This is a genomic window from Qaidamihabitans albus (assembly GCF_016464705.1).
GTDB classification, from domain to species: Bacteria; Actinomycetota; Actinomycetes; order Mycobacteriales; family Pseudonocardiaceae; genus Qaidamihabitans; species Qaidamihabitans albus.
Genome location: NZ_JAEHOB010000002.1, coordinates 338,792 through 357,192 on the forward strand (window position 1 = coordinate 338,792; position 18,401 = coordinate 357,192).

The 18,401-nt window shown below is 72.3% G+C and carries 19 protein-coding genes; 8 read left to right on the top strand and 11 right to left on the bottom strand.

The window, feature by feature from the left end; genetic code table 11:
* Nucleotides 1–72: 72 nt before the first annotated feature.
* The 5 genes from JAP66_RS04865 to JAP66_RS04885 are packed head-to-tail and all read left to right on the top strand — an operon-like array spanning nucleotide 73 to nucleotide 3,656.
* A complete protein-coding gene (locus JAP66_RS04865) occupies nucleotides 73–540 on the top strand; it encodes a helix-turn-helix domain-containing protein (RefSeq protein WP_199430333.1) in 468 nt (155 codons plus the stop codon).
* 53 nt (nucleotides 541–593) lie between these two features.
* On the top strand, nucleotides 594–1,067 hold the full coding sequence (gene uraD, locus JAP66_RS04870) for a 2-oxo-4-hydroxy-4-carboxy-5-ureidoimidazoline decarboxylase (RefSeq protein ID WP_199430334.1): 474 nt from the start codon (nucleotides 594–596) through the stop codon (nucleotides 1,065–1,067).
* Nucleotides 1,064–1,387: a hydroxyisourate hydrolase gene (uraH, locus tag JAP66_RS04875; RefSeq protein ID WP_199430335.1), complete on the top strand. Its 324-nt coding sequence runs from the start codon at nucleotides 1,064–1,066 to the stop codon at nucleotides 1,385–1,387. The genes uraD and uraH overlap by 4 nt, the downstream gene beginning before the upstream one ends.
* 7 nt (nucleotides 1,388–1,394) lie before the next feature.
* Nucleotides 1,395–2,300 (top strand): factor-independent urate hydroxylase, encoded by a 906-nt coding sequence (gene pucL / locus JAP66_RS04880; protein ID WP_199430336.1) that lies wholly within the window; start codon nucleotides 1,395–1,397, stop codon nucleotides 2,298–2,300.
* Nucleotides 2,301–2,315: 15 nt separating this feature from the next.
* Nucleotides 2,316–3,656 carry a nucleobase:cation symporter-2 family protein gene (locus JAP66_RS04885; RefSeq protein WP_199430337.1) on the top strand — a complete coding sequence of 447 codons (1,341 nt, stop codon included), beginning with the start codon at nucleotides 2,316–2,318 and terminating at the stop codon, nucleotides 3,654–3,656.
* 15 nt (nucleotides 3,657–3,671) lie between these two features.
* Here JAP66_RS04885 and JAP66_RS04890 read toward each other — a convergent pair whose 3' ends face one another.
* Entirely contained in the window at nucleotides 3,672–4,508 is an 837-nt protein-coding gene (locus tag JAP66_RS04890; protein WP_199430338.1) for an alpha/beta fold hydrolase, read from the bottom strand.
* A gap of 57 nt (nucleotides 4,509–4,565) precedes the next feature.
* Between JAP66_RS04890 and JAP66_RS04895 the strand changes: the two genes are divergently transcribed.
* Nucleotides 4,566–5,144 carry a TetR/AcrR family transcriptional regulator gene (locus JAP66_RS04895; protein WP_235998757.1) on the top strand — a complete coding sequence of 193 codons (579 nt, stop codon included), beginning with the start codon at nucleotides 4,566–4,568 and terminating at the stop codon, nucleotides 5,142–5,144.
* Nucleotides 5,145–5,175: 31 nt separating this feature from the next.
* Here JAP66_RS04895 and JAP66_RS04900 read toward each other — a convergent pair whose 3' ends face one another.
* The 6 genes from JAP66_RS04900 to JAP66_RS04925 all read right to left on the bottom strand — a co-directional run bounded on the left by JAP66_RS04900 (nucleotide 5,176) and on the right by JAP66_RS04925 (nucleotide 12,019).
* Nucleotides 5,176–5,556 carry an allophanate hydrolase-related protein gene (locus JAP66_RS04900; RefSeq protein ID WP_199430339.1) on the bottom strand — a complete coding sequence of 127 codons (381 nt, stop codon included), beginning with the start codon at nucleotides 5,554–5,556 and terminating at the stop codon, nucleotides 5,176–5,178.
* Nucleotides 5,547–6,989 carry an NCS2 family permease gene (locus JAP66_RS04905; protein WP_199430340.1) on the bottom strand — a complete coding sequence of 481 codons (1,443 nt, stop codon included), beginning with the start codon at nucleotides 6,987–6,989 and terminating at the stop codon, nucleotides 5,547–5,549. Before JAP66_RS04905 ends, JAP66_RS04900 begins: the two co-directional genes overlap by 10 nt.
* 160 nt (nucleotides 6,990–7,149) lie before the next feature.
* Nucleotides 7,150–9,357 carry a xanthine dehydrogenase family protein molybdopterin-binding subunit gene (locus JAP66_RS04910; protein ID WP_199430341.1) on the bottom strand — a complete coding sequence of 736 codons (2,208 nt, stop codon included), beginning with the start codon at nucleotides 9,355–9,357 and terminating at the stop codon, nucleotides 7,150–7,152.
* Complete coding sequence (locus JAP66_RS04915; protein ID WP_199430342.1) at nucleotides 9,358–10,692, bottom strand: 8-oxoguanine deaminase; 1,335 nt, start codon at nucleotides 10,690–10,692, stop codon at nucleotides 9,358–9,360.
* A complete protein-coding gene (locus tag JAP66_RS04920) occupies nucleotides 10,689–11,159 on the bottom strand; it encodes a (2Fe-2S)-binding protein (RefSeq protein WP_199430343.1) in 471 nt (156 codons plus the stop codon). Before JAP66_RS04920 ends, JAP66_RS04915 begins: the two co-directional genes overlap by 4 nt.
* Nucleotides 11,150–12,019 carry an FAD binding domain-containing protein gene (locus JAP66_RS04925; RefSeq protein WP_199430344.1) on the bottom strand — a complete coding sequence of 290 codons (870 nt, stop codon included), beginning with the start codon at nucleotides 12,017–12,019 and terminating at the stop codon, nucleotides 11,150–11,152. Before JAP66_RS04925 ends, JAP66_RS04920 begins: the two co-directional genes overlap by 10 nt.
* 120 nt (nucleotides 12,020–12,139) lie before the next feature.
* Between JAP66_RS04925 and JAP66_RS04930 the strand changes: the two genes are divergently transcribed.
* Nucleotides 12,140–13,558, top strand: a complete 1,419-nt coding sequence (locus JAP66_RS04930; protein ID WP_199430345.1) for a PucR family transcriptional regulator — start codon at nucleotides 12,140–12,142, stop codon at nucleotides 13,556–13,558.
* Here JAP66_RS04930 and JAP66_RS04935 read toward each other — a convergent pair.
* Nucleotides 13,545–13,982 carry a helix-turn-helix domain-containing protein gene (locus JAP66_RS04935; protein ID WP_199430346.1) on the bottom strand — a complete coding sequence of 146 codons (438 nt, stop codon included), beginning with the start codon at nucleotides 13,980–13,982 and terminating at the stop codon, nucleotides 13,545–13,547. The genes JAP66_RS04930 and JAP66_RS04935 overlap by 14 nt on opposite strands.
* 28 nt (nucleotides 13,983–14,010) lie before the next feature.
* Here JAP66_RS04935 and JAP66_RS04940 point away from each other — a divergent pair, with 28 nt between their 5' ends.
* Nucleotides 14,011–14,769, top strand: a complete 759-nt coding sequence (locus JAP66_RS04940) for a methyltransferase domain-containing protein (RefSeq protein WP_199430347.1) — start codon at nucleotides 14,011–14,013, stop codon at nucleotides 14,767–14,769.
* A gap of 7 nt (nucleotides 14,770–14,776) precedes the next feature.
* Here the strand turns inward: JAP66_RS04940 and JAP66_RS04945 are convergent, their stop codons facing one another.
* The 3 genes from JAP66_RS04945 to aceB form a co-directional block, all read right to left on the bottom strand.
* Nucleotides 14,777–15,532 carry a LamB/YcsF family protein gene (locus JAP66_RS04945; RefSeq protein WP_199430620.1) on the bottom strand — a complete coding sequence of 252 codons (756 nt, stop codon included), beginning with the start codon at nucleotides 15,530–15,532 and terminating at the stop codon, nucleotides 14,777–14,779.
* Nucleotides 15,533–15,597: 65 nt separating this feature from the next.
* Nucleotides 15,598–16,818, bottom strand: coding sequence for a DUF6986 family protein (locus JAP66_RS04950; protein WP_199430348.1), 1,221 nt, complete (start codon nucleotides 16,816–16,818; stop codon nucleotides 15,598–15,600).
* Nucleotides 16,818–18,392 (bottom strand): malate synthase A, encoded by a 1,575-nt coding sequence (gene aceB, locus JAP66_RS04955; protein WP_199430349.1) that lies wholly within the window; start codon nucleotides 18,390–18,392, stop codon nucleotides 16,818–16,820. The genes JAP66_RS04950 and aceB overlap by 1 nt, the downstream gene beginning before the upstream one ends.
* Nucleotides 18,393–18,401 lie beyond the last annotated feature (9 nt).

The following is an 18,401-nucleotide window of genomic DNA, read 5'->3' on the forward strand; positions in this document are numbered from 1 at the left end:
TTTTCGTACTATGACAGTAGCGATGTGATGTGGGCCTCGTCAACGGGTGCGAGCGGGCGATACGTTGCACCCGTGGAGCTGGAAGCCGAGTTCACGAGCGAGCCCTTCCGCGGCGAGGGCGAGCCGCCCGCGCACGCCGTACGGGCCAGGAAGGCGGCGGAGGACGCCGGGCTGACCACCGAGTTCGGCCCGCTGGGCACCTCGGCGCGCGGCGAGGCCGACGCGCTGCTGGATGCGCTGCCCGCGATCGCGCGCGCAGCGCTCGACGCCGGGGCGACGCGGCTGACCCTGCGGATGCAGCGACCCGGCGAGCACCCCCGTTCCGGCACCGCGCCGGGCAGCGTGCTCGACCGGCTGGTCCGGGAGGTCGAGGCCGAAGTGGGCAGCCCGCTCGCGGAGCTGGACCGGCCCGGAAAGCAACGGGCCGTCCGGCTGCTGGAGGAACGGGGCGCCTTCCAGCTGCGCAAGTCGGTGGCCGCGATCGCCGAGGCGCTCGGCGTCACGCGGTTCACCGTCTACAACTACCTGAATCGCCAATGATCGACTTCAACAAAATGTTGACTAGCCGATTCCGTCGCCTTAGTTTCTCGTGAATGACCGAACTCCGGCTGGCCGAGTTCAATTCCGCCGATCCCGACCGGATCCGCGGGCTGCTCACCGAATGCCTGGACGTGCCGAGGTGGGTGGAGAACGTGCTCGCGGGCCGTCCCTACGCCGAGCGCGACGCGCTGCTGGCCGCCGCGGAGACGGAGCTGCGGCCCGGCGAGATCCGCGCGGCGATGCGGGTACATCCCCGTATCGGCGAGCGGCCGGGCGGCGGCTGGGCCCGCTCCGAACAGTCCGGTGTGGACGAAGAAGCGGCGGCGCGGTTCCGGGCCGCCAACGCCGAGTACGAGCGGCGCTTCGGTCACGTCTACCTGGTGTGCGCCAGCGGCCGTAGCGGCGAGGAGCTGTTGGCGAACCTGCGCGAGCGGCTCGGCAACGACCCCGATACCGAGCTGGCCGTGGCCGGACGGGAGCTGGTGCGGATCGCGAAACTACGTCTGGAAAGGGCGGTGCCCGCATGAGCATGGTGACCACGCACGTGCTGGACAACGCGTCGGGCAGGCCCGCGGCCGGGGTGCCGGTGCGGCTGGAGGCGCGGGAGGCGGGCTGGACCACGCTCGCCGAGGGCCGCACCGACGACGACGGGCGCGTGCGCAACCTCGGCCCGGAGGAGCTGCTCTCGGGGGTGTACCGCCTGGTGTTCGACACCGGGTCCTACCTCGGGCCGGACGCGTTCTTCCCGGAGATCACCGTGTGCTTCCGGATCGGCGACCCGCCGCGACATCACCACGTCCCGGTCCTGCTCAGCCCGTTCGCCTACTCCACCTACCGAGGGAGCTGATCCCGCCATGTCCGGCACCGCCATCACCCTGGGACCCAACCAGTACGGCAAGGCCGAGGTCCGGCTCGTCACGATCGACCGGCGGCGGCCGGTGCACCGGATCAAGGACCTCACCGTGTCAACGGCGCTGCGCGGCAACCTCGCCGCCACCCACCTCACCGGCGACAACTCCGACGTCGTGGCCACCGACACGCAGAAGAACACCGTCTTCGCCTTCGCCAAGGAGAGTCCGGTCGGCGAGATCGAGGACTTCGCGCTGCGCCTCGGGCGGCACTTCGTCGGCGAGTTCGGGCAGATCACCGGTGCGCGGGTGCTGATCTCCGAGCACGGCTGGGACCGCATCACGGTCGGCGGGCAGCCGCACGAGCACGCGTTCTCCCGCGCCGGTGACGAGCAGCGCACCACCGCCGTGACCGTGCGGGAGGACCGGGCGTGGGTGGTGTCCGGGCTGACCGGGCTGGTCGTGCTCAAGTCGACCGGCTCGGAGTTCCACGGGTTCCCGCGCGACCGCTACACCACCCTCGCCGAGACGGACGACCGCATCCTGGCGACCGCCGTCACGGCCCGCTGGCGTTACGCCGCGGGCACGCACGACTGGGCCGAGAACTTCGCGGAGGTCCGGCGGATCCTGCTGGAGACCTTCGCGACGAAGCACAGCCTCTCGCTGCAGCAGACCCTGTACGCGATGGGCGAGGCCGTGCTGCGGGCGAGACCGGAGATCGCGGAGATCCGCCTTTCGCTGCCGAACAAGCACCACTTCCTGGTGGACCTGAGCCCGTTCGGGCTGAGCAACGACAACGAGGTCTTCTACGCCGCCGACCGCCCATACGGGCTGATCGAGGGCACGGTGCTGCGCACCGGTGAGGACGCAGACGAAGCCGGCGAAGCCTGGTACACGCTACCCGAGTTCTGACTCCCTGGAGCCCCCATGTCACACCCGGTCGACCGGAAACCCCCTGCCCTGCAACTGATCGCGGGCGGCCTGCAACACGTCGCCGCGATGTACGCCGGAGTCGTCGCTCCCCCGCTCATCATCGGCGCGGCGGTGGGCCTGGCGCCGGGCCAGCTCAGCCTGCTGATCAGCGCGAGCCTGTTCACCGCGGGCCTGGCGACCCTGCTGCAGACGCTCGGCGTGTGGCGCTTCGGCGCCCGCCTGCCGCTCGTGAACGGCGTGACGTTCGCGACCGTGGCGCCCGTGCTCGCGATCGTCGACCAGCACGGGTCGGAGAACGCTCTCGGCGTCGTCTACGGCGCCACGCTCGTCGGCGGTGCGCTCGTGGTGCTCGCCGCGCCCTTCTTCTCCCGGCTGACCCGGTTCTTCCCGCCCGTGGTGACCGGCACGGTGATCACCCTGATCGGTGTCTCGCTGCTGCCGGTGGCGGTCAGCTGGATCTCGAACCAGCAGGAAGCGGTCGAGCCGTCCGGGCTGGCGCTGGCCGGCATCACGCTGTTCGCGGTGCTCGCGTTCAACCGGTTCCTCTCCGGCTTCTGGAGCCGGATCGCGCTGCTGCTCGGGCTCGTCGTGGGAACGCTGGTGGCGTGGCCGCTCGGCGAGGTCGACACGTCGACACTCACCGAGGCGCCGGCCTTCGGCATCGCCACGCCCTTCCATTTCGGAACGCCCGCGCTGGACATCGCCGCGATCGTGTCGATGGCGATCGTGATGCTCGTGGTGATGGCGGAGAGCACGGCCGACATGCTCGCGCTCGGCGAGGTCGTGGAGCGGCCGACGACCGAGCGCACGCTGGCCGACGGGCTGCGCGCCGACGGGCTGGCCACCTCGCTCGCCACCGTGTTCGGTGGCTTCGCGTGCACGGCGTTCGCGCAGAACGTCGGCCTGGTGGCGCTCACCAGGATGGTCAGCCGCTACGTCGTCGCGGCGAGCGGCGCGATCCTGGTACTGCTCGGCATGTTCCCGGTCACCGGCGGCATCATCGCGCTGGTGCCGCAGCCCGTGCTGGGTGGCGCCGGGCTGGTGCTGTTCGGCAGCGTCGCGGTCGCCGGGGTGCGGACGCTGGCGAAGGCGTCGTTCGAGCGGCCCGCCAACGTCACGATCGTCGCGGCGGCGCTGGGCATCGGCGTGATCCCCATCGCGGCGCCGGGCTTCTACGAGCAGTTCCCCTCCGCCGTGCAGACCGTGCTGGACTCCGGCATCAGCGCGGGCTGCGTCGCGGCCGTGGTGCTCAACCTGATCTTCGGCGACCGCACCCGGACCAAGACCCCGGTGGAGGAGCCGGACGACGACGTCGTGAGTGCGCAGCCAAGTTAGAACTCGCGTAGCCACTCACGAGGTGGCGACGAACTTCTCGATCGTCTCGGCGAGCACGCGGGGCTGGTCCTCCGGGATGAGGGTGTAGCTGTCGTCGATCTCGACGAGCGTGGCGTCGGGGAACAACACGGCGAGGCGGCGGCCGTGCTCGGGCGGCATGATCCTGTCCTCGGCCGCCCAGGCGACGAGCACCGGCCGGTCGAACGAGCGCATCCGCTCGGCCCATTCCAGCAGCGTCCGCCTCGGCGGCACGGAGGCGCCGTACCTGGCGAGGTCGCGCCGGATCTCCGGGCGGTCGGTGGCCGGTTCGAACCAGCCGTCCATCACCTCGCGCGGCACCGGCCGCTTGCTCATCCATCCCCAGCCGCCGGGTGCCCGCCGGAACCACTGCCACCCCGCCATCCGCATGGTGAGCCGGAGCCCGCCGGGTAGCCGGGCGGCCAGCGTCAATGCACGGCCGGGGAGCCCGGGCGGGTAGTTGTCGAAGGCCTCGCAGGAGGTGAGCACGAGGCGGCCCACCCGCTCGGCCCGCCCCTCGGACACCAGGACCTGGCCGCCACCCCAGTCGTTCAGCACCAGCGTCACGTCGCGCAGGTCGAGCGCCTCGAGGAACTCGCCCACCAGCAACCCGAGACCGCGCAGGGAGAGGTCGGCATCCGGCCGCATCGGCGTGCGGTGGCTGCCCAGCGGCCACGTCGGCAGCACACAGCGGTACTCGCCGGGTAGTTCCGGCACGACCTTGCGCCACACGGTCGCGTCCATGGTGACGCCGTGCAGGAACACCAGCACCGGGCCGGGACCGCCCGTGTCGGAGTAGTCGATGGTCCCGGCGCTCAGTTCGATCTGGGGCATGTTCAGCTCCTGATTTGATAGATCGCTCTAGCGTGAGAGTAACGTAGAATCGTGCACATGGCGAGCACGAAAGAGCGGATCATGACGGCGAGCGCGGAGCTGTTCCGCCGCAACGGCTACACGGGAACCGGCCTCAAACAGATCGTCTCGGCGGCGAACGCTCCCTTCGGCTCGCTCTACCACTTCTTCCCCGGCGGCAAGGAACAGCTCGGCGAGGAGGTCCTGCGCACCTCCGGCATGGCCTATATCGGCCTGTTCGACCTCCTCATCAAGCCCGCTCCGGACCTGGTCAGCGGAATCGAGGCGTTCTTCGCCGCCGCGGCCGACACGCTGGAGGAGACCGACTACGCCGACGCCTGCCCCATCGCCACCGTGGCGCTGGAGGTCGCGAGCACCAACGAGACGCTGCGGCAGGCCACCGCGGATGTCTTCACCGCGTGGATCGAAGCCGGCACCGAGGGCTTCGCGCGGTTCGGGCTCGGCGAGCAGGCCGCCCGCGACCTCACGATCGCCGTGGTCACCGGACTCGAAGGTGCCTTCGTGCTCAGCCGCGCGCTGCGCAGCACCGAGCCGCTGGCGGTCGCCGGTGCCGCCGCGGTCGCCGCCGCACGCGAGGCCCTCGCCCGCGGGGAGTGAGCAGTCGCGCGACGCCGCCTGCGGGGCCGGGTCAGCGGCGCGACGCGAGGTAGGCCCGCCAGTCGCCGTGCGCGGTGATGTCCACCAGCCCGGGATCGTCCACAGCGGACGCCCGCAGCACCGTGGCGAGGCACGCGGCGCCGTCGGCCAGCTCGATCACGCCGAGCTCCAGCTCCGCCGGTTCGGCGGGCAGCAGGTGCTCGCGCAGGACGGCCAGCGGGAGGTCGTAGACCTCGCCGTGCACGCTGCCGCCGCCCGCGCCGACCTCGTACATCGCGGGGAAGCGGTCGGCCACCGAGAAGTAGCGGTACCGGGGCGCCGAGCGCGCGGCACCCACCAGCGGCGCGTCCCGGAGCAGGTCGTGCAGCGGGCCGCCGCGCATGGCGCTGCCGTTGAGGAACATCAGAGCCATGCCGTGATCCCTTCGATCGCGAAGTAGAGTCCGAACACCGCCGCCAGAAAGCCGAGCAGCCAGCCGACCTCGCCCGGCTTTCCCTTGCACAGCTTGATCACGACGAACGCGATCAGCCCGGCACCGATGCCGTTGGTGATCGAGTAGGTGAACGGGATGAGCGCGATCGTCAGGAACGCGGGAATCGTGAAGTCGATGTCGTCCCAGGGAATGCGGCGGCACTGGGCCATCATCATCCCGCCGATCACCACCAGCGCCGGTGCGGCCGCCTGCGCGGGCACCACCGCCGCGAGCGGGGTGAGGAACAGGGTCGCGGTGAACAGCCCGCCGGTGACCACGCTCGCCAGCCCGGTCCTGGCGCCCTCGCCGACCCCGGCCGCCGACTCCAGGAACACGGTGTTCGGCGAGGAGCCGGTGAACCCGCCGGCCACCGCGCCGAGCCCGTCGGCGAACAGGATGCGCCCCATGCCCTCGACCTTGCCGTCCTTCACCAGCCCGGCCTCCTGCGAGACACTCGTGATGGTGCCCATCGCGTCGAAGAACCCGGACAGCACGAGGGTGAACAGGAACACGCACGCGGTCACCGCGCCTGCCGAGGCGAAGCCGCCGAGCAGGTCGATCTGGCCAAGCAGCCCGAAGTCGGGGCTCGCCACCACCCGCTCCGGCACGTTCGGCTCGACCAGTCCCCAGCCCCCGACCTCGAACGCGGAGTTGACGACCACCGCCAGCACCGTCGCCCCGAGGATGCTGATCAGCACCGCGCCCGGAACGGCCCGGCTGACCAGGATGATCATCAGCAGCAGGCCGACGCAGAAGATCGCGATCGGCCAGCCGGTCAGGTGCCCGTCCACGCCCATCCGCACCGGCACCGTCGAGTTCGCGGCGTCGGGCGTCCTGGTGACGAAACCGGCGCTGACCAGGCCGACGAGTGCGATGTAGAGGCCGATTCCCACGGTGATCGCCGTCTTCAGCGCCAGCGGGATCGAGTTGATGATGCGTTCCCGGATTCCCGACACCGCCATCAGCACGATGCAGAACCCCTCGACGACCACCAGCCCGAACGCCTGGCCCCAGGTCATGGTCGGCGCCATCTGGAAGGCCACGATGCCGTTCACGCCGAGCCCGGCCGCCAGCGCGAGCGGGGCGTTGCCGATCAGTCCCATCAGGACGGTGGTCACGCCTGCGGCGAGCGCGGTCGCCGTGGTGACCTGCTCGGTGGTCAGCCGCACGCCGGTGATGTCGGTCGACGCGCCGAGGATGAGCGGGTTGAGCAGCACGATGTAGCACATCGCGACGAACGTGGTGACGCCACCGCGGACCTCGCGGCCGATCGTGCTGCCCCGCGGCGAGATCCGGAACATCCGGTCCAGCGCGGACGCGCCGGACTCGGGTTCGGGATGCTGCGGGGGACGGTCCGTACGCAACTGGGTCATGCCGGCCTCCACCTCGTCATGGACACAGTGGACACAGTGGACTCCTCGTCATGGGCGGCAGCGGGCGCGCGCCACCGTCGTGAGTGCGTACGCGACCCGGTTGCGGGTGTCCCGCAGGACACGGCAACTCGCCTACGCACTCACGAGCGTGGGGTGCGGCTCAGGTGCCGGTGATGTGCTCCGGGCGCACGGGCACCCGGTCGAGAGCCCGGCCGGTGGCCGCGCGGATCGCGGCGACGACGGCGGGCGTGGACGAGATCGTCGGGGGTTCCCCGACGCCGCGCAGTCCGTAGGGCGCGTGCGGGTCGGCCAGTTCGAGCACGTCGATGTTCATCGGCGGCATGTCGAGCACGGTCGGGATGAGGTAGTCGGTGAACGACGGGTTGCGGATCACGCCGCCCGCGATCTGGATCTCCTCCATCACGGCCAGCCCGAGGCCCTGAGCGGAGCCGCCCTGGATCTGGCCGAGCACGGCTTGCGGGTTCATCGCCTTTCCGACGTCCTGGGCGCAGTCGAGCGCGACGACCTTGACCAGCCCCAGTTCGGTGTCCACGTCGACGACCGCGCGGTGCGCCGCGAAGCCGTACTGCACGTGGGCGTTGCCCTGCCCGGTCACCGGGTCGAGCTCCTCGGTGGGCCGGTGCCGCCACTCGACCGTCTCGTCGAGCACCTTGTCGCCGAGGTCGCTCGGGGAAAGCGCACCCAGCGCGTCACGGACCTTGAGGCACGCGGCGCGCACCGCTCCCCCGGTGACATAGGTCTGCCGGGACGCGGACGTCGATCCCGCGTTGCCGATGGTGGTGTCGGTCGGCTCGATGGTGACCCGCTCGACGCCCAGCTCGGTGCGCACGATCTGCTGCAGCACCGTGACCAGGCCCTGCCCGACCTCGCACGCCGCCGTGTGCACGGTCGCCGCGGGCTCGCCGCCGACCACCTGCAGCCGCACCCGCGCGGTCGAGTAGTCGTCGAACGCCTCGGAGAAGCAGATGTTCTTGATCCCCACGGCGTAGCCGACGCCGCGCACGACACCCTCGCCGTGTGTGGTGTTGGAGACCCCGCCGGGCAGCCGCCGCAGGTCCAGCTCGCCGCCGGGCTCCGTCGGCAGCGGCATGGCGCGAAGGCGGCGCAGCAGTTCGGCGACCGGTGCCGGCGAGTCCACCACCTGCCCGGTCGGCATGCTCGTGCCCTCGGCCATCGCGTTGCGCGTGCGGACCTCCACCGGGTCGAGCCCGCACGCGTCCGCGAGCTTGTCCATCTGCGACTCGTATGCGAACGCGGCCTGCACCGCGCCGAACCCGCGCATCGCGCCGCACGGCGGGTTGTTCGTGTAGACGCCCCAGCAGTCCACGGCGGCGTGCGGCACGTCGTACGGCCCGACGCCGAGCGTGGCGGCGTTGGCCACCACCGCGCCCGTCGAGGAGGCGTAGGCGCCGCCGTCCAGGAAGATCCGCGCCCTGACGTAGCGGAGCCTGCCGTCGCGGTCGGCGCCGTGCTCGTAGTGCAGCACCGCAGGGTGCCGGTGCACGTGCCCGTAGAAGGACTCCTCGCGGTTGTAGACCATCTTCACCGGCTTGCCGGTGTGCAGCGCGAGCAGGCACGCGTGCACCTGGATCGACAGGTCCTCCCGGCCGCCGAAGGCGCCGCCGACCCCGCCGAGGGTCAGCCGCACCTTGTCCTCCGGCAGGCCGAGCGCCGCCACGATCTGCCGCTGGTCGACGTGCAGCCACTGCGTTGCGACGTAGAGGTCGACGCCGCCGTCCTCGGCGGGCACGGCGAGCCCGGACTCCGGGCCTAGGAACGCCTGGTCCTGCATCCCGACCTCGTAGGTGCCGGTCACGACGACCTCGGCACCCTCCGCGGCCGCCGCCGGGTCGCCCTTGCGGATCGGCACGTGCCGCACGACGTTGCCGCCCGGGTGCAGTTGCGCGCCCTCGCCCGCCACCGCGGCCTCCGAGTCGGTCACCGGTTCGAGCACGGTGTAGCCGACCGTGATCCGCTCCAGCGCGCGGCGCGCCGTCTCGGGATGGTCGGCGGCGACGACGGCGACCGGTTCTCCCTGGTAGCGCACGACGTCCTCGGCCAGCACGGGCTGGTCGGCGTGTTCGAGGCCGTAGCGGTTGACGCCGGGCACGTCGGCGTGGGTCAGCACCGCGTACACCCCGGGCAGCGCCAGCGCGGCGCCGATGTCGATGCCGGTGATGCGGGCGTAGGGGTGCGGGCTGCGCAGCGTGGCGCCCCACAGCATGTCCTCGTGCCACAGGTCCGAGGAGTAGGCGAACTCGCCGCGCACCTTCATCGAGCCGTCCGGGCGCTGCGGGCTCGTGCCGACTCCGGCCTGGCTCACGCGGTTCTCGGTCGAAGTGCTCATCTACAGCCTCCCGCTCGCCGCACGCAGTTCCCTGGTGATGGCCGCCTCGTCGGCGGTGCGCAGCTCCCCGTCGGCGACCACGGTGCGACCACCGGCGAGCAGTGCCCGCAACGGCGGCGTGGCACCGAGCACGAGCGCGGCCACCGGATCGGCGATCCCGGCATGGGCGAGCCCGTCCATCCGCCACACGGCGATGTCCGCGAGCTTGCCCGGCTCCAGCGAGCCGATCTCGTCCTGCCTGCCGAGGCAGCGTGCGCCGCCCATCGTGGCGAGCCACAGCGCCTCACGGACCGTCAGCGCCTGCGGGCCGCCGCGCTGGCGGGCCTGCAGCAGCGCCTGGTGCAGTTCCTCACCGAGCCCGCCGGACTCGTTCGACGCCGCGCCGTCCACGCCGAGGCCCACCGGCGCACCGGCTTCGATCAGCTCGCGCACCGGCGCGATGCCGGTGCCCAGCCGCCCGTTGGAGGTCGGGCAGTGCGCGGAGCCGGTGCCGGTCGCGCCGAGCACGCGGATCGCGCCGGGCGCGAGGTGCACGGTGTGCGCGAGCCACACGTCGTCGCCGAGCCAGCCGAGCCGCTCGGCGTACTCGGCGGGGGTGCAGCCCACCTCGGCAAGGCACTGCCGCTCTTCGTCGATCGTCTCGGCGAGGTGGGTGTGCAGCCGGACACCCTTGCGGCGGGCCAGTTCGGCGGCCTCCTTCATCAGCCGCTCGGTGACCGTGAACGGCGAGCACGGCCCGGCCGCGATCCGGATGCGCGCGTTCGGCGCCGGATCGTGGTGGGTGTCGATCGCGTGCTCGGTGCCCAGCAGCGCGGACTCGACGTCCTCCACGAGGTTGTCCGGCGGCAGCCCGCCCTCGGAAACCCCGCGGTCCATCGATCCGCGCACGATGTGCCCGCGCAGGCCGATCCGGCCGAACGCCGAGACGAGCGCGTCGACCTGGTCGCCCGCGTCGCGCGGGAACACGTAGTGGTGGTCGGCCACGGTGGTGCAGCCGGTCAGCGCCAGCCGGGCCAGGCCCGCGGTGGCCGCGGCGTGCGTGATCCCGGCGTCCAGCCTGCCCCAGATCGGGTAGAGCTCCACCAGCCACTCGAACAGCGTGGAGTCGGCGGCGAGCCCCCTGCTCGCCCACTGGTAGAGGTGGTGATGGGTGTTGACGAGCCCGGGCGTCACCAGGCAGCCGGTGCCGTCGACGCGGGTGTGCGCACCAGCGGGTGCCGGGCCCTCGCCAACAGCGGTGATCCACTCGCCGTCGACCACCACGTGACCGCTGCGGTACTCGATGCCCGCCGCGTCCACCGTGGCGATGGCGGCGTTGTCGATGACGATGCTCATGAGCCCTCCGTGGCGAGCGCCGCCGAGCGCACCGCGTCCAGGATCTTCTCGTAGCCGGTGCAGCGGCACAGGTTGCCGGCGAGGGCCTCCCTGATCTCCTCGTCGCTCGGGTCCGGCACGCGGCCGAGCAGGTCGTGCGCGGCGACCACGAGGCCCGGCGTGCAGAAGCCGCACTGCACCGCACCGTTGTCCACAAAGGACTGTTGTACCGGGTCGAGCCGGTCGCCATCGGCGAGCCCCTCGACGGTGCGCACCCGCCTGCCCTCGGTCTGCCCGGCCGCGACCAGGCACGAGCACACCGGCACGTCGTCGAGATACACCGTGCACGAGCCGCATTCGCCCTGCTCGCAGGCGTTCTTGGAACCGGGGAGGCCGAGTCGCTCGCGCAGCACGTAGAGCAGGCTCTCCCCCGCCCAGACGTCGTCGGCCTGCTTGCTCTCCCCGTTCACCGTCACGTTCAGGCGCACGACTTGCCCCTCTCCTGGTGGTCGTTCCACGCCCAGGTCAGCGTGCGCCGCGCGAGCACGGCGAGGGCGTGCCTGCGGTACGCGGCGCTGCCGCGGACGTCGTCGATGGGTTCGGTCGCCCCGGCGACGAGTTCGCCGAAGCGCCGCTTGAGCGAGTCCGGCAGCGCGCCGGGCGTGTCCCACGGCAGCTCCGCGGCCAGGAACCGTTCCGCCTCGGACGCGCGGCGCGGCGTCGGCGCGGCCGAGCCGATGGCGGCCCCCACACCGGCCCGTTCGGGATGCAGCACCAGCGCGAACGCGCAGACGGCGATGACCATCGCGTTGCGGGTGCCCACCTTGGCGAACTGCTCGAGGCCACGCGCCGCGGGCAGGCGCACAGCGGTGATCAGCTCGTCCGGGTCGAGGGCGTTGCGCTTGACGCCGGTGTAGAACTCCTCGGCGGGAACGAGCCGGGTGCCGCGCACGGAGGCGACCTCGATCCGGGCACCGGCCGCGAGCAGCACCGGGTGGGTGTCGCCCGCGGGCGACGCCGCGCCGAGGTTGCCACCGACCGTGCCGCGGTTGCGGATCTGCGGCGAGCCGACGGTGCGCGCGGCCATCGCGAGCCCGGGCAGCGTGTCCCCGAGCTCGGCGATGATCCTGGTGTACGGCACACCGGCGCCGAGCACGACCTGACCGTCCGTTATGGACCATTCGGCGAGCGCGCCGATACCGGTGAGGTCGAGCAGCGCCTCGGGACGGCGGTGGTCGAAGTTGAGCTCGACCATGACATCGGTACCGCCCGCGAGCGGGACCGCGCCGGGCCGCTCGGCCTTGACGGCGAGGGCCTCGTCGAGAGTGGCGGGGCGGAGGAAGTCCAACGGAATCTCCTGAGATCGGGTGTGTTCCAGTACACAACCCGGGCGCTGCCCCGGCAACGGCGGCGGGACATGAAACAAGGGGCAGCGCGGACGAGGGTGTTTGTGCTTTCCTACAAACCCATGACGCTCGTGCGGACGCTGCTCGGTATCCCGGAGCTCCGGCTACGCCTCCGGAGCGGCGAGGACCTGCTCGACCGTGAGGTCAGCCGGATCTACGTCACCGAACTGCCGGACCCGAGCCGCTATCTCTCGGCCGGGGAGCTGGTGCTCAGCGGACTGCTCTGGTGGCGCGAGCCGGGAGACGCCGAACAGTTCGTGGCCGCGCTCGCCCGGGCGGGTTGCGCAGCGCTGGCGGCATCGGGCGCGGACTCCGGCGGCATCCCGGACGACCTGGTGGCGGCCTGCGTGCACCACCGCGTCCCGCTGCTCGAGGTGCCACCCGACCTCTCGTTCGCGGTGATCACCGAACGGGTGGTGCTCGCGCTGGCCGCCGAGTCGGAGGGCGCCCGCAAACGCTTGCTCTCGGCCGCGGCCGAGGGCGCCTCGCTGCCCGCGCTGCTCGCGCACGGAGCCACCGAGCTCGGCACGGACTGCTGGGTGGTCTCGGCGACCGGCCGGGTCGTCGCGGGCAGCGCTCCCGGGCCGCCCCGGCCGGGCACGGTGCTCTCGATCGGCGGCAGGCACGCGGTGCCGTGGGTGCTGGCCGTGGACGGCGAGCCGTCACCCGGTGCGCTGGAGGTCGCCGAGGAGCTGGCCGGGCTGGCCGGGCTGGCGCGCTCCCGCGAGGACGACGTGCGGGCGGCGGGTATGCGGGTCGCCGCGCCGCTGATCCGGCTGCTCGCCAGCGGCAGCGCGGATCCGGCCACCGCCTTCTCCTCGACCGGCCTCGGCACCGACGCGCAGCTGCGGGTGCTGCTCGCCCGCACGCCCGACCCGCACGTCGGTGCCGAACTGCTGGGTGAGCTGCTCGCGGAGCACCCCGGCGCGGTGTTCGTCGGGGAGGCGGACGGCGACGCTTACGCGCTCGTGGAGACCAGCGGCAGCTGGCCGGAGGACTGGGCGGCGACCGCCACCGAGACGCTGTCCGGACTCGGCCCGCCGCGCCCGGCGGGGCCCGTCCTCATCGGCGTCGGCGGCCCGGCGACGGTGTCGGGCCTGCGCGGCGCCGCCGAGGAGGCGCGCCAGGCCGTGCTCGCGGCCGCGCGGCGGCAGCGGCGGGTCGCCGTGGTGTCCGGTGAGGAGATCGGCGTGCACCGGTTGCTGGTCGGCGGCGCGCCGGACGCACTGCGGACGGCCCTGCGCGAGCGCGTGCTCGGCAGGCTGCTCGACTACGACGACGGCCAGCACACGGATCTGGTGCACACCGTGCGGGTGTACCTGGAATGCTCGGCCTCTCCCGCCAAGGCGGCGAAGGCGCTGCACGTGCACGTCAACACGCTGCGCTACCGGATCGCCCGGGCGAGCGACCTCCTCGGCGTCGACCTGACCGACTTCCGCGACCAGGTCGACGTCTACCTGGCGCTGCTCATCGAGGGCTGATCCGCGTTCCGGGTTCACCCTGGCCGGCGAGGTCCTCGATCACCGCCTGGAAGCGCGGGCACGTCACGATGTCGTCGTGTTCGCACTCCAGCGCACGGTCCACCAGTTCCAGCGACTCCTGCGCCTGCGCGATCCGGCGGGCCAGGTCGGCCCGGTGCCGCCTGAGCACCGCCTGCCGCGCCCGCGGATCGGCGTCGGCGAACATCCGCCTGATGTCGTCGAGCGCGAACCCCGCCTGCTTGGCCCGCAGCACCACCGCGACCCGGTACACCTCGGCCCGCCCGTAGCGGCGGCGCCCCGCCTCCGCCCGAACCGGTGAGAGCAGGCCCATCGACTCCCAGTGCCGCAGCACGTGCGTCGCGAGGCCGAACCGCTCCGCGACCTGCCCGATGCCGAGAGTGCGCTCAGGCTCGCTTGACTTCATGTCGGCATTAAGCAGGAGATTGAGCGGCATGTCCACCACAGAGCACACCGAGACCGACACGCTCATCGCGATGCTCGACGTCGCCGACGCCCTGCCGACCGCCGTCGCGCTGCGAAACCGCTCCTACGACCTGCTCTGCCTCGCGCCCGGCGCACTCGTGGCAGACGTCGGATGCGGACCGGGCCGGGCCGTCGCCGAGCTGACCGAGCGGGGCACCGCCGCGGTCGGCGTCGACGCCGACGAGCACATGATCGCCACGGCGCGCGGCCGCTGGCCCGAGGCCGACTTTCGGACCGGCGACGCCTGCGCGCTGCCGTTCGCCGAGGGCACCCTCGCCGGCTACCGGGCGGAGAAGGTCTTCCACCAGCTGTCCGACGCCCCGGCCGCCGTGGCGGAGGCCCGGCGGGTGCTCGCTCCCGGCGGCCACATCGTCCTCGTCGGCCAGGACTGGGACGCGATCGCCGTCGATGCCGACGACGCCGAACTCACCCGGGCGATCCTGCGCGCCCGTGCCGACACGCTGCCCAACCCGCGCGCGGCCCGCCGCTACCGCAACCTGCTACTCGACGGCGGCTTCATCGGGGTCACCGTCGAGGCGGGTCTCGGCGTCCTCACCGACCGGCTGATGCTGCCCGTGGCGACCGGGTTCGCGGAGGCGGCGCACGCCGCCGGGGCCATCACCCGCGAGCAGGCCGACACCTGGATCACCGAGCAGCGGCGCCGTGCCGAGAGCGACCGGTTCCTCCTCGCCGTCCCGATGTTCCTGGCCGTGGCGGCACGCCCGTGAACCGCTGTCAGGCGAACGGGCGTACCTCGACCCCGGCCGCCCGCAGCCCCTCCCGCACGCGGCGGGCGATCTCGACCGAGCCTGCCGTGTCGCCGTGCACGCAGAGCGAGCGGGGCCGGACGGTGACGACCCCGCCGTCGGCGGCGGTCACCCGCCCTTCGGTGGCCATCAGGACGCTGCGCTCGACCACCTCGTCGGGCTCGTGCACCACCGCGCCGGGCTCGCGCCGCGACACCAGCCGCCCCTCCGGCGTGTAGGCGCGGTCGGCGAAGGCCTCCGCCACCGTGCTCAGGCCGGCGTCGGCCCCCTGCCGCAGCAGCTCCGAGTTCGGCAGGCCGAGCAGCGGCAGCGTCCTGTCGTAGCGGTGCACCGCGTCGACCACGGCCGCGGCCTGCTCGACGTGCGTCGCCACGGCGTTGTAGAGCGCCCCGTGCGGCTTGACGTAGGCGACCCTGGTCCCGGCGATGCGGGCGAAGCCGTCGAGCGCCGCGATCTGGTAGATGAGGTCGTTCACCAACTCGTGCGGGTCCATGTCGATGAACCGGCGCCCGAAGCCCGCGAGGTCGCGGTAGCCCACCTGCGCACCGACCACGACGCCGCGCTCGGCGGCCCGCTCGGTGACGCGGCGCAGCACCGAAGGATCGCCTGCGTGGAACCCGCAGGCGACGTTGGCGCTGGAGACGATGTCCAGCAGCGCGTCGTCGTCGCCGAGGGACCAGGCGCCGAACCCTTCCCCGAGGTCGCTGTTGAGATCGATCACCACGTCCGTCACCCCGCCACCCTAACCACCTCGTGAGTGCGTAACAGTGTTCTAACTCGCGTAGCCACTCACGAGGCGGGGCTGGCGGCGCGGTCCACCAGGTTTCGCAGGGCGGCGCGGTCGAGCGTGGTGCGGTCGCCGATCTCGGCCTCGTCCACGGCGCCGCAGTCGAGGCCCCTGATGAGGTAGGCGGCCAGCGCCTGCGCGGTGGCGGGCTCGTCCAGCACCCCGCCCTCGGTGGCGCGCACGTAGTCCCGCAGCCGCGCCGCCGCGTCCGGCACCCCCTCGCGGAAGAACGTGTAGGTCGCGGCGAAGCGGCTCGGCAGCTGGTGCGGGTGCAGGTCCCAGCCCTGGTAGAAGCCGTGTTCGAGCGAGCGGCGCACGAGGCGGGCGTGCTCCTCCCACGCGGCGTGCACCGTCGCCGCGGCACCGACCGGCAGCCGGTTGGTGGAGCCGTCGGACAGCCGCACCCCGGTACCGGCGGCGGCCACCTGCATGAACTGCTTGGCGAAGTCGGCCGCGGGATGCTCCATGCTCTGGTAGGCGCCGCTGACGCCGAGCCCGGCGCTGTAGTCGTAGGTGCCGAAGTGCAGGCCCGAGCAGCGGCCGTCCGCGGCGTGCACGATGCGGGTGATCGCGACCGTCCCGTCGGCGGCGAGGATCGACTGCGGCGTCTCCACCTGTACCTCGAACCGCAGTGAGCCGGCCGCCAGGCCGTGTGCCTTCTCCAGCTCGGCCAGCACCACCACGGCGGCCTCGACCTGCTCGATCGCGGTCACCTTCGGCAGCGTGACCACGAAACCGGACGGCGGCTGCCCGAGCGCGCCGAGGAAGAGGTCCAGCGTGCGGATGCCGCGCCGGCGGGTCGCGGCCTCGAAGCTCTTGAACCGGATACCGCAGAACGGCGGCGGGCTGCTCGCCGCAAGCTCGGCGCCGCACCGCAGCGCCTCGGTGTCCTCGGCCTCGTCGCCGGGGGCGCCATAGCCGTCCTCGAAGTCGATGCGCAGGTCCTCGATCGGCTGTTCCGCCAGCTTGCGGCGCACCCGTTCACGCACCTCCGGCGAGGCGGCGAGGCCGGAGCCGTGCTCGGCGAGCACCGCGCCGGCCCGCTCCCCCCACTCGGCGGCCAGCCCGGCCCGGTAGTGGTTCGCCGGGACGTAGACGGTGTGCACCGGCTGCCTGCCGGCCGGCTCGCCCGGGTAACGCGCGGCGACCCGCGCGTCCGCCTCGGCGAGCCGGGCGTCGACGCTCGCGTAGACGTCGTCGGGGAGCCGGCCGGCCTGCGCCACTACCGGATCCGCTCGTAGGCGGGCAGCGTGAGGAAGTCGGCGAAGTTCTCGGCGAGTGCGACCTCCTCGAACAGCTCGACCGCCTCCGCGAGCTGCTCGGCCGGGATGACGTCGGCGAGCTCGCCGCGGACCTCGTCGAGCACCGAGCGCACGAGCTGCTCGGTGACCTTGTCGCCGGTGTCCAGCTCGACGCCGTTGCGCACCCACTGCCACACCTGCGAACGGGAGATCTCCGCGGTCGCCGCGTCCTCCATGAGGTTGTGGATCGCCGCCGCGCCGTTGCCGCCGAGCCACGACGCGATGTAGCGCACGCCGACGTCCACCGCGCCGCGCAGGCCCGCCATGGTGGCCCTGCCCTCGGTGGCGGCGATGTCGAGCAGCTCGTCGGCCGTGACGTCGACGTCCTCGCGGGTGCGGTCGAGCTGGTTCGGCTTGTCGCCGAGCACCTTGTCGAACTCCTCACGGCAGAGCTCGACCATGCCCGGATGCGCGACCCACGAGCCGTCGAAGCCGTCGCGGGCCTCGCGCGCCTTGTCGTCGTGCGTCTTGGCCATCGCCTTCTCGTTGACCTCGGGGTCCTTGCTCGGGATGAACGCGGCCATCCCGCCGATCGCGAAGGCGCCCCGCTTGTGGCAGGTGCGCACGAGCAGTTCGGTGTAGGCGCGCATGAACGGTGCCGTCATGGTGACGCTGTTGCGGTCAGGCAGCACGAACTTCTCGCCCGCGTCCCGGAAGTACTTGATGATGCTGAACAGGTAGTCCCAGCGGCCCGCGTTCAGCCCGGAGGCGTGCTCACGCAGCTCGTAGAGGATCTCCTCCATCTCGAACGCGGCCGGGATGGTCTCGATGAGCACGGTCGCGCGGATCGTGCCGTGCTCGACGCCCAGCTCCCGCTCGGCGTGGGTGAACACGTCGTTCCACAGCCGCGCCTCGAGGTGGCTCTCGATCTTCGGCAGGTAGAAGTAGGGCCCGCTGCCCCGGTTCAGCAGCTCCTTCGCGTTGTGGAAGAAGTAGAGGCCGAAGTCCACGAGCGCGCCGACGGCCTTGCGACCGTCGATCTCGATGCCGCGCTCGTCGAGGTGCCAGCCACGCGGCCGGACGACGATCGTCGCGTGCTCCACGTCGTCGCGCAGGGCGTAATGCTTGCCACCGCTGTCCAGCTCGATGTTCTTGCGGATCGCGTCGGACAGGTTGACCTGCCCGGCGACCACGTTGGCCCAGTGCGGGGTGTTGGCGTCCTCGAAGTCGGCGAGCCAGACCTTGGCACCGGAGTTCAGCGCGTTGATCGTCATCTTGCGGTCGGTGGGGCCGGTGATCTCGACGCGGCGGTCGCGCAGCGCGGGCGGCGCCTCCGCCACCTGCCACTGCGACTCCCGGATGGCGCGCGTCTCCGGCAGGAAGTCGAGCCTGCCGGTGCGCTTGGCCTCCTCGCGGCGGTGTGCGCGCGCCTCCAGCAGCTTGTCGCGCGTCGCCGCGAAGGCGTCGTGCAGGCCGCCGAGGAACTCCAGGGCAGCAGGAGTCAGAACCTCGTCGCCGCGCTCGACCGGATCGCCGAGCACACGAACATCAGACATGCGAACACC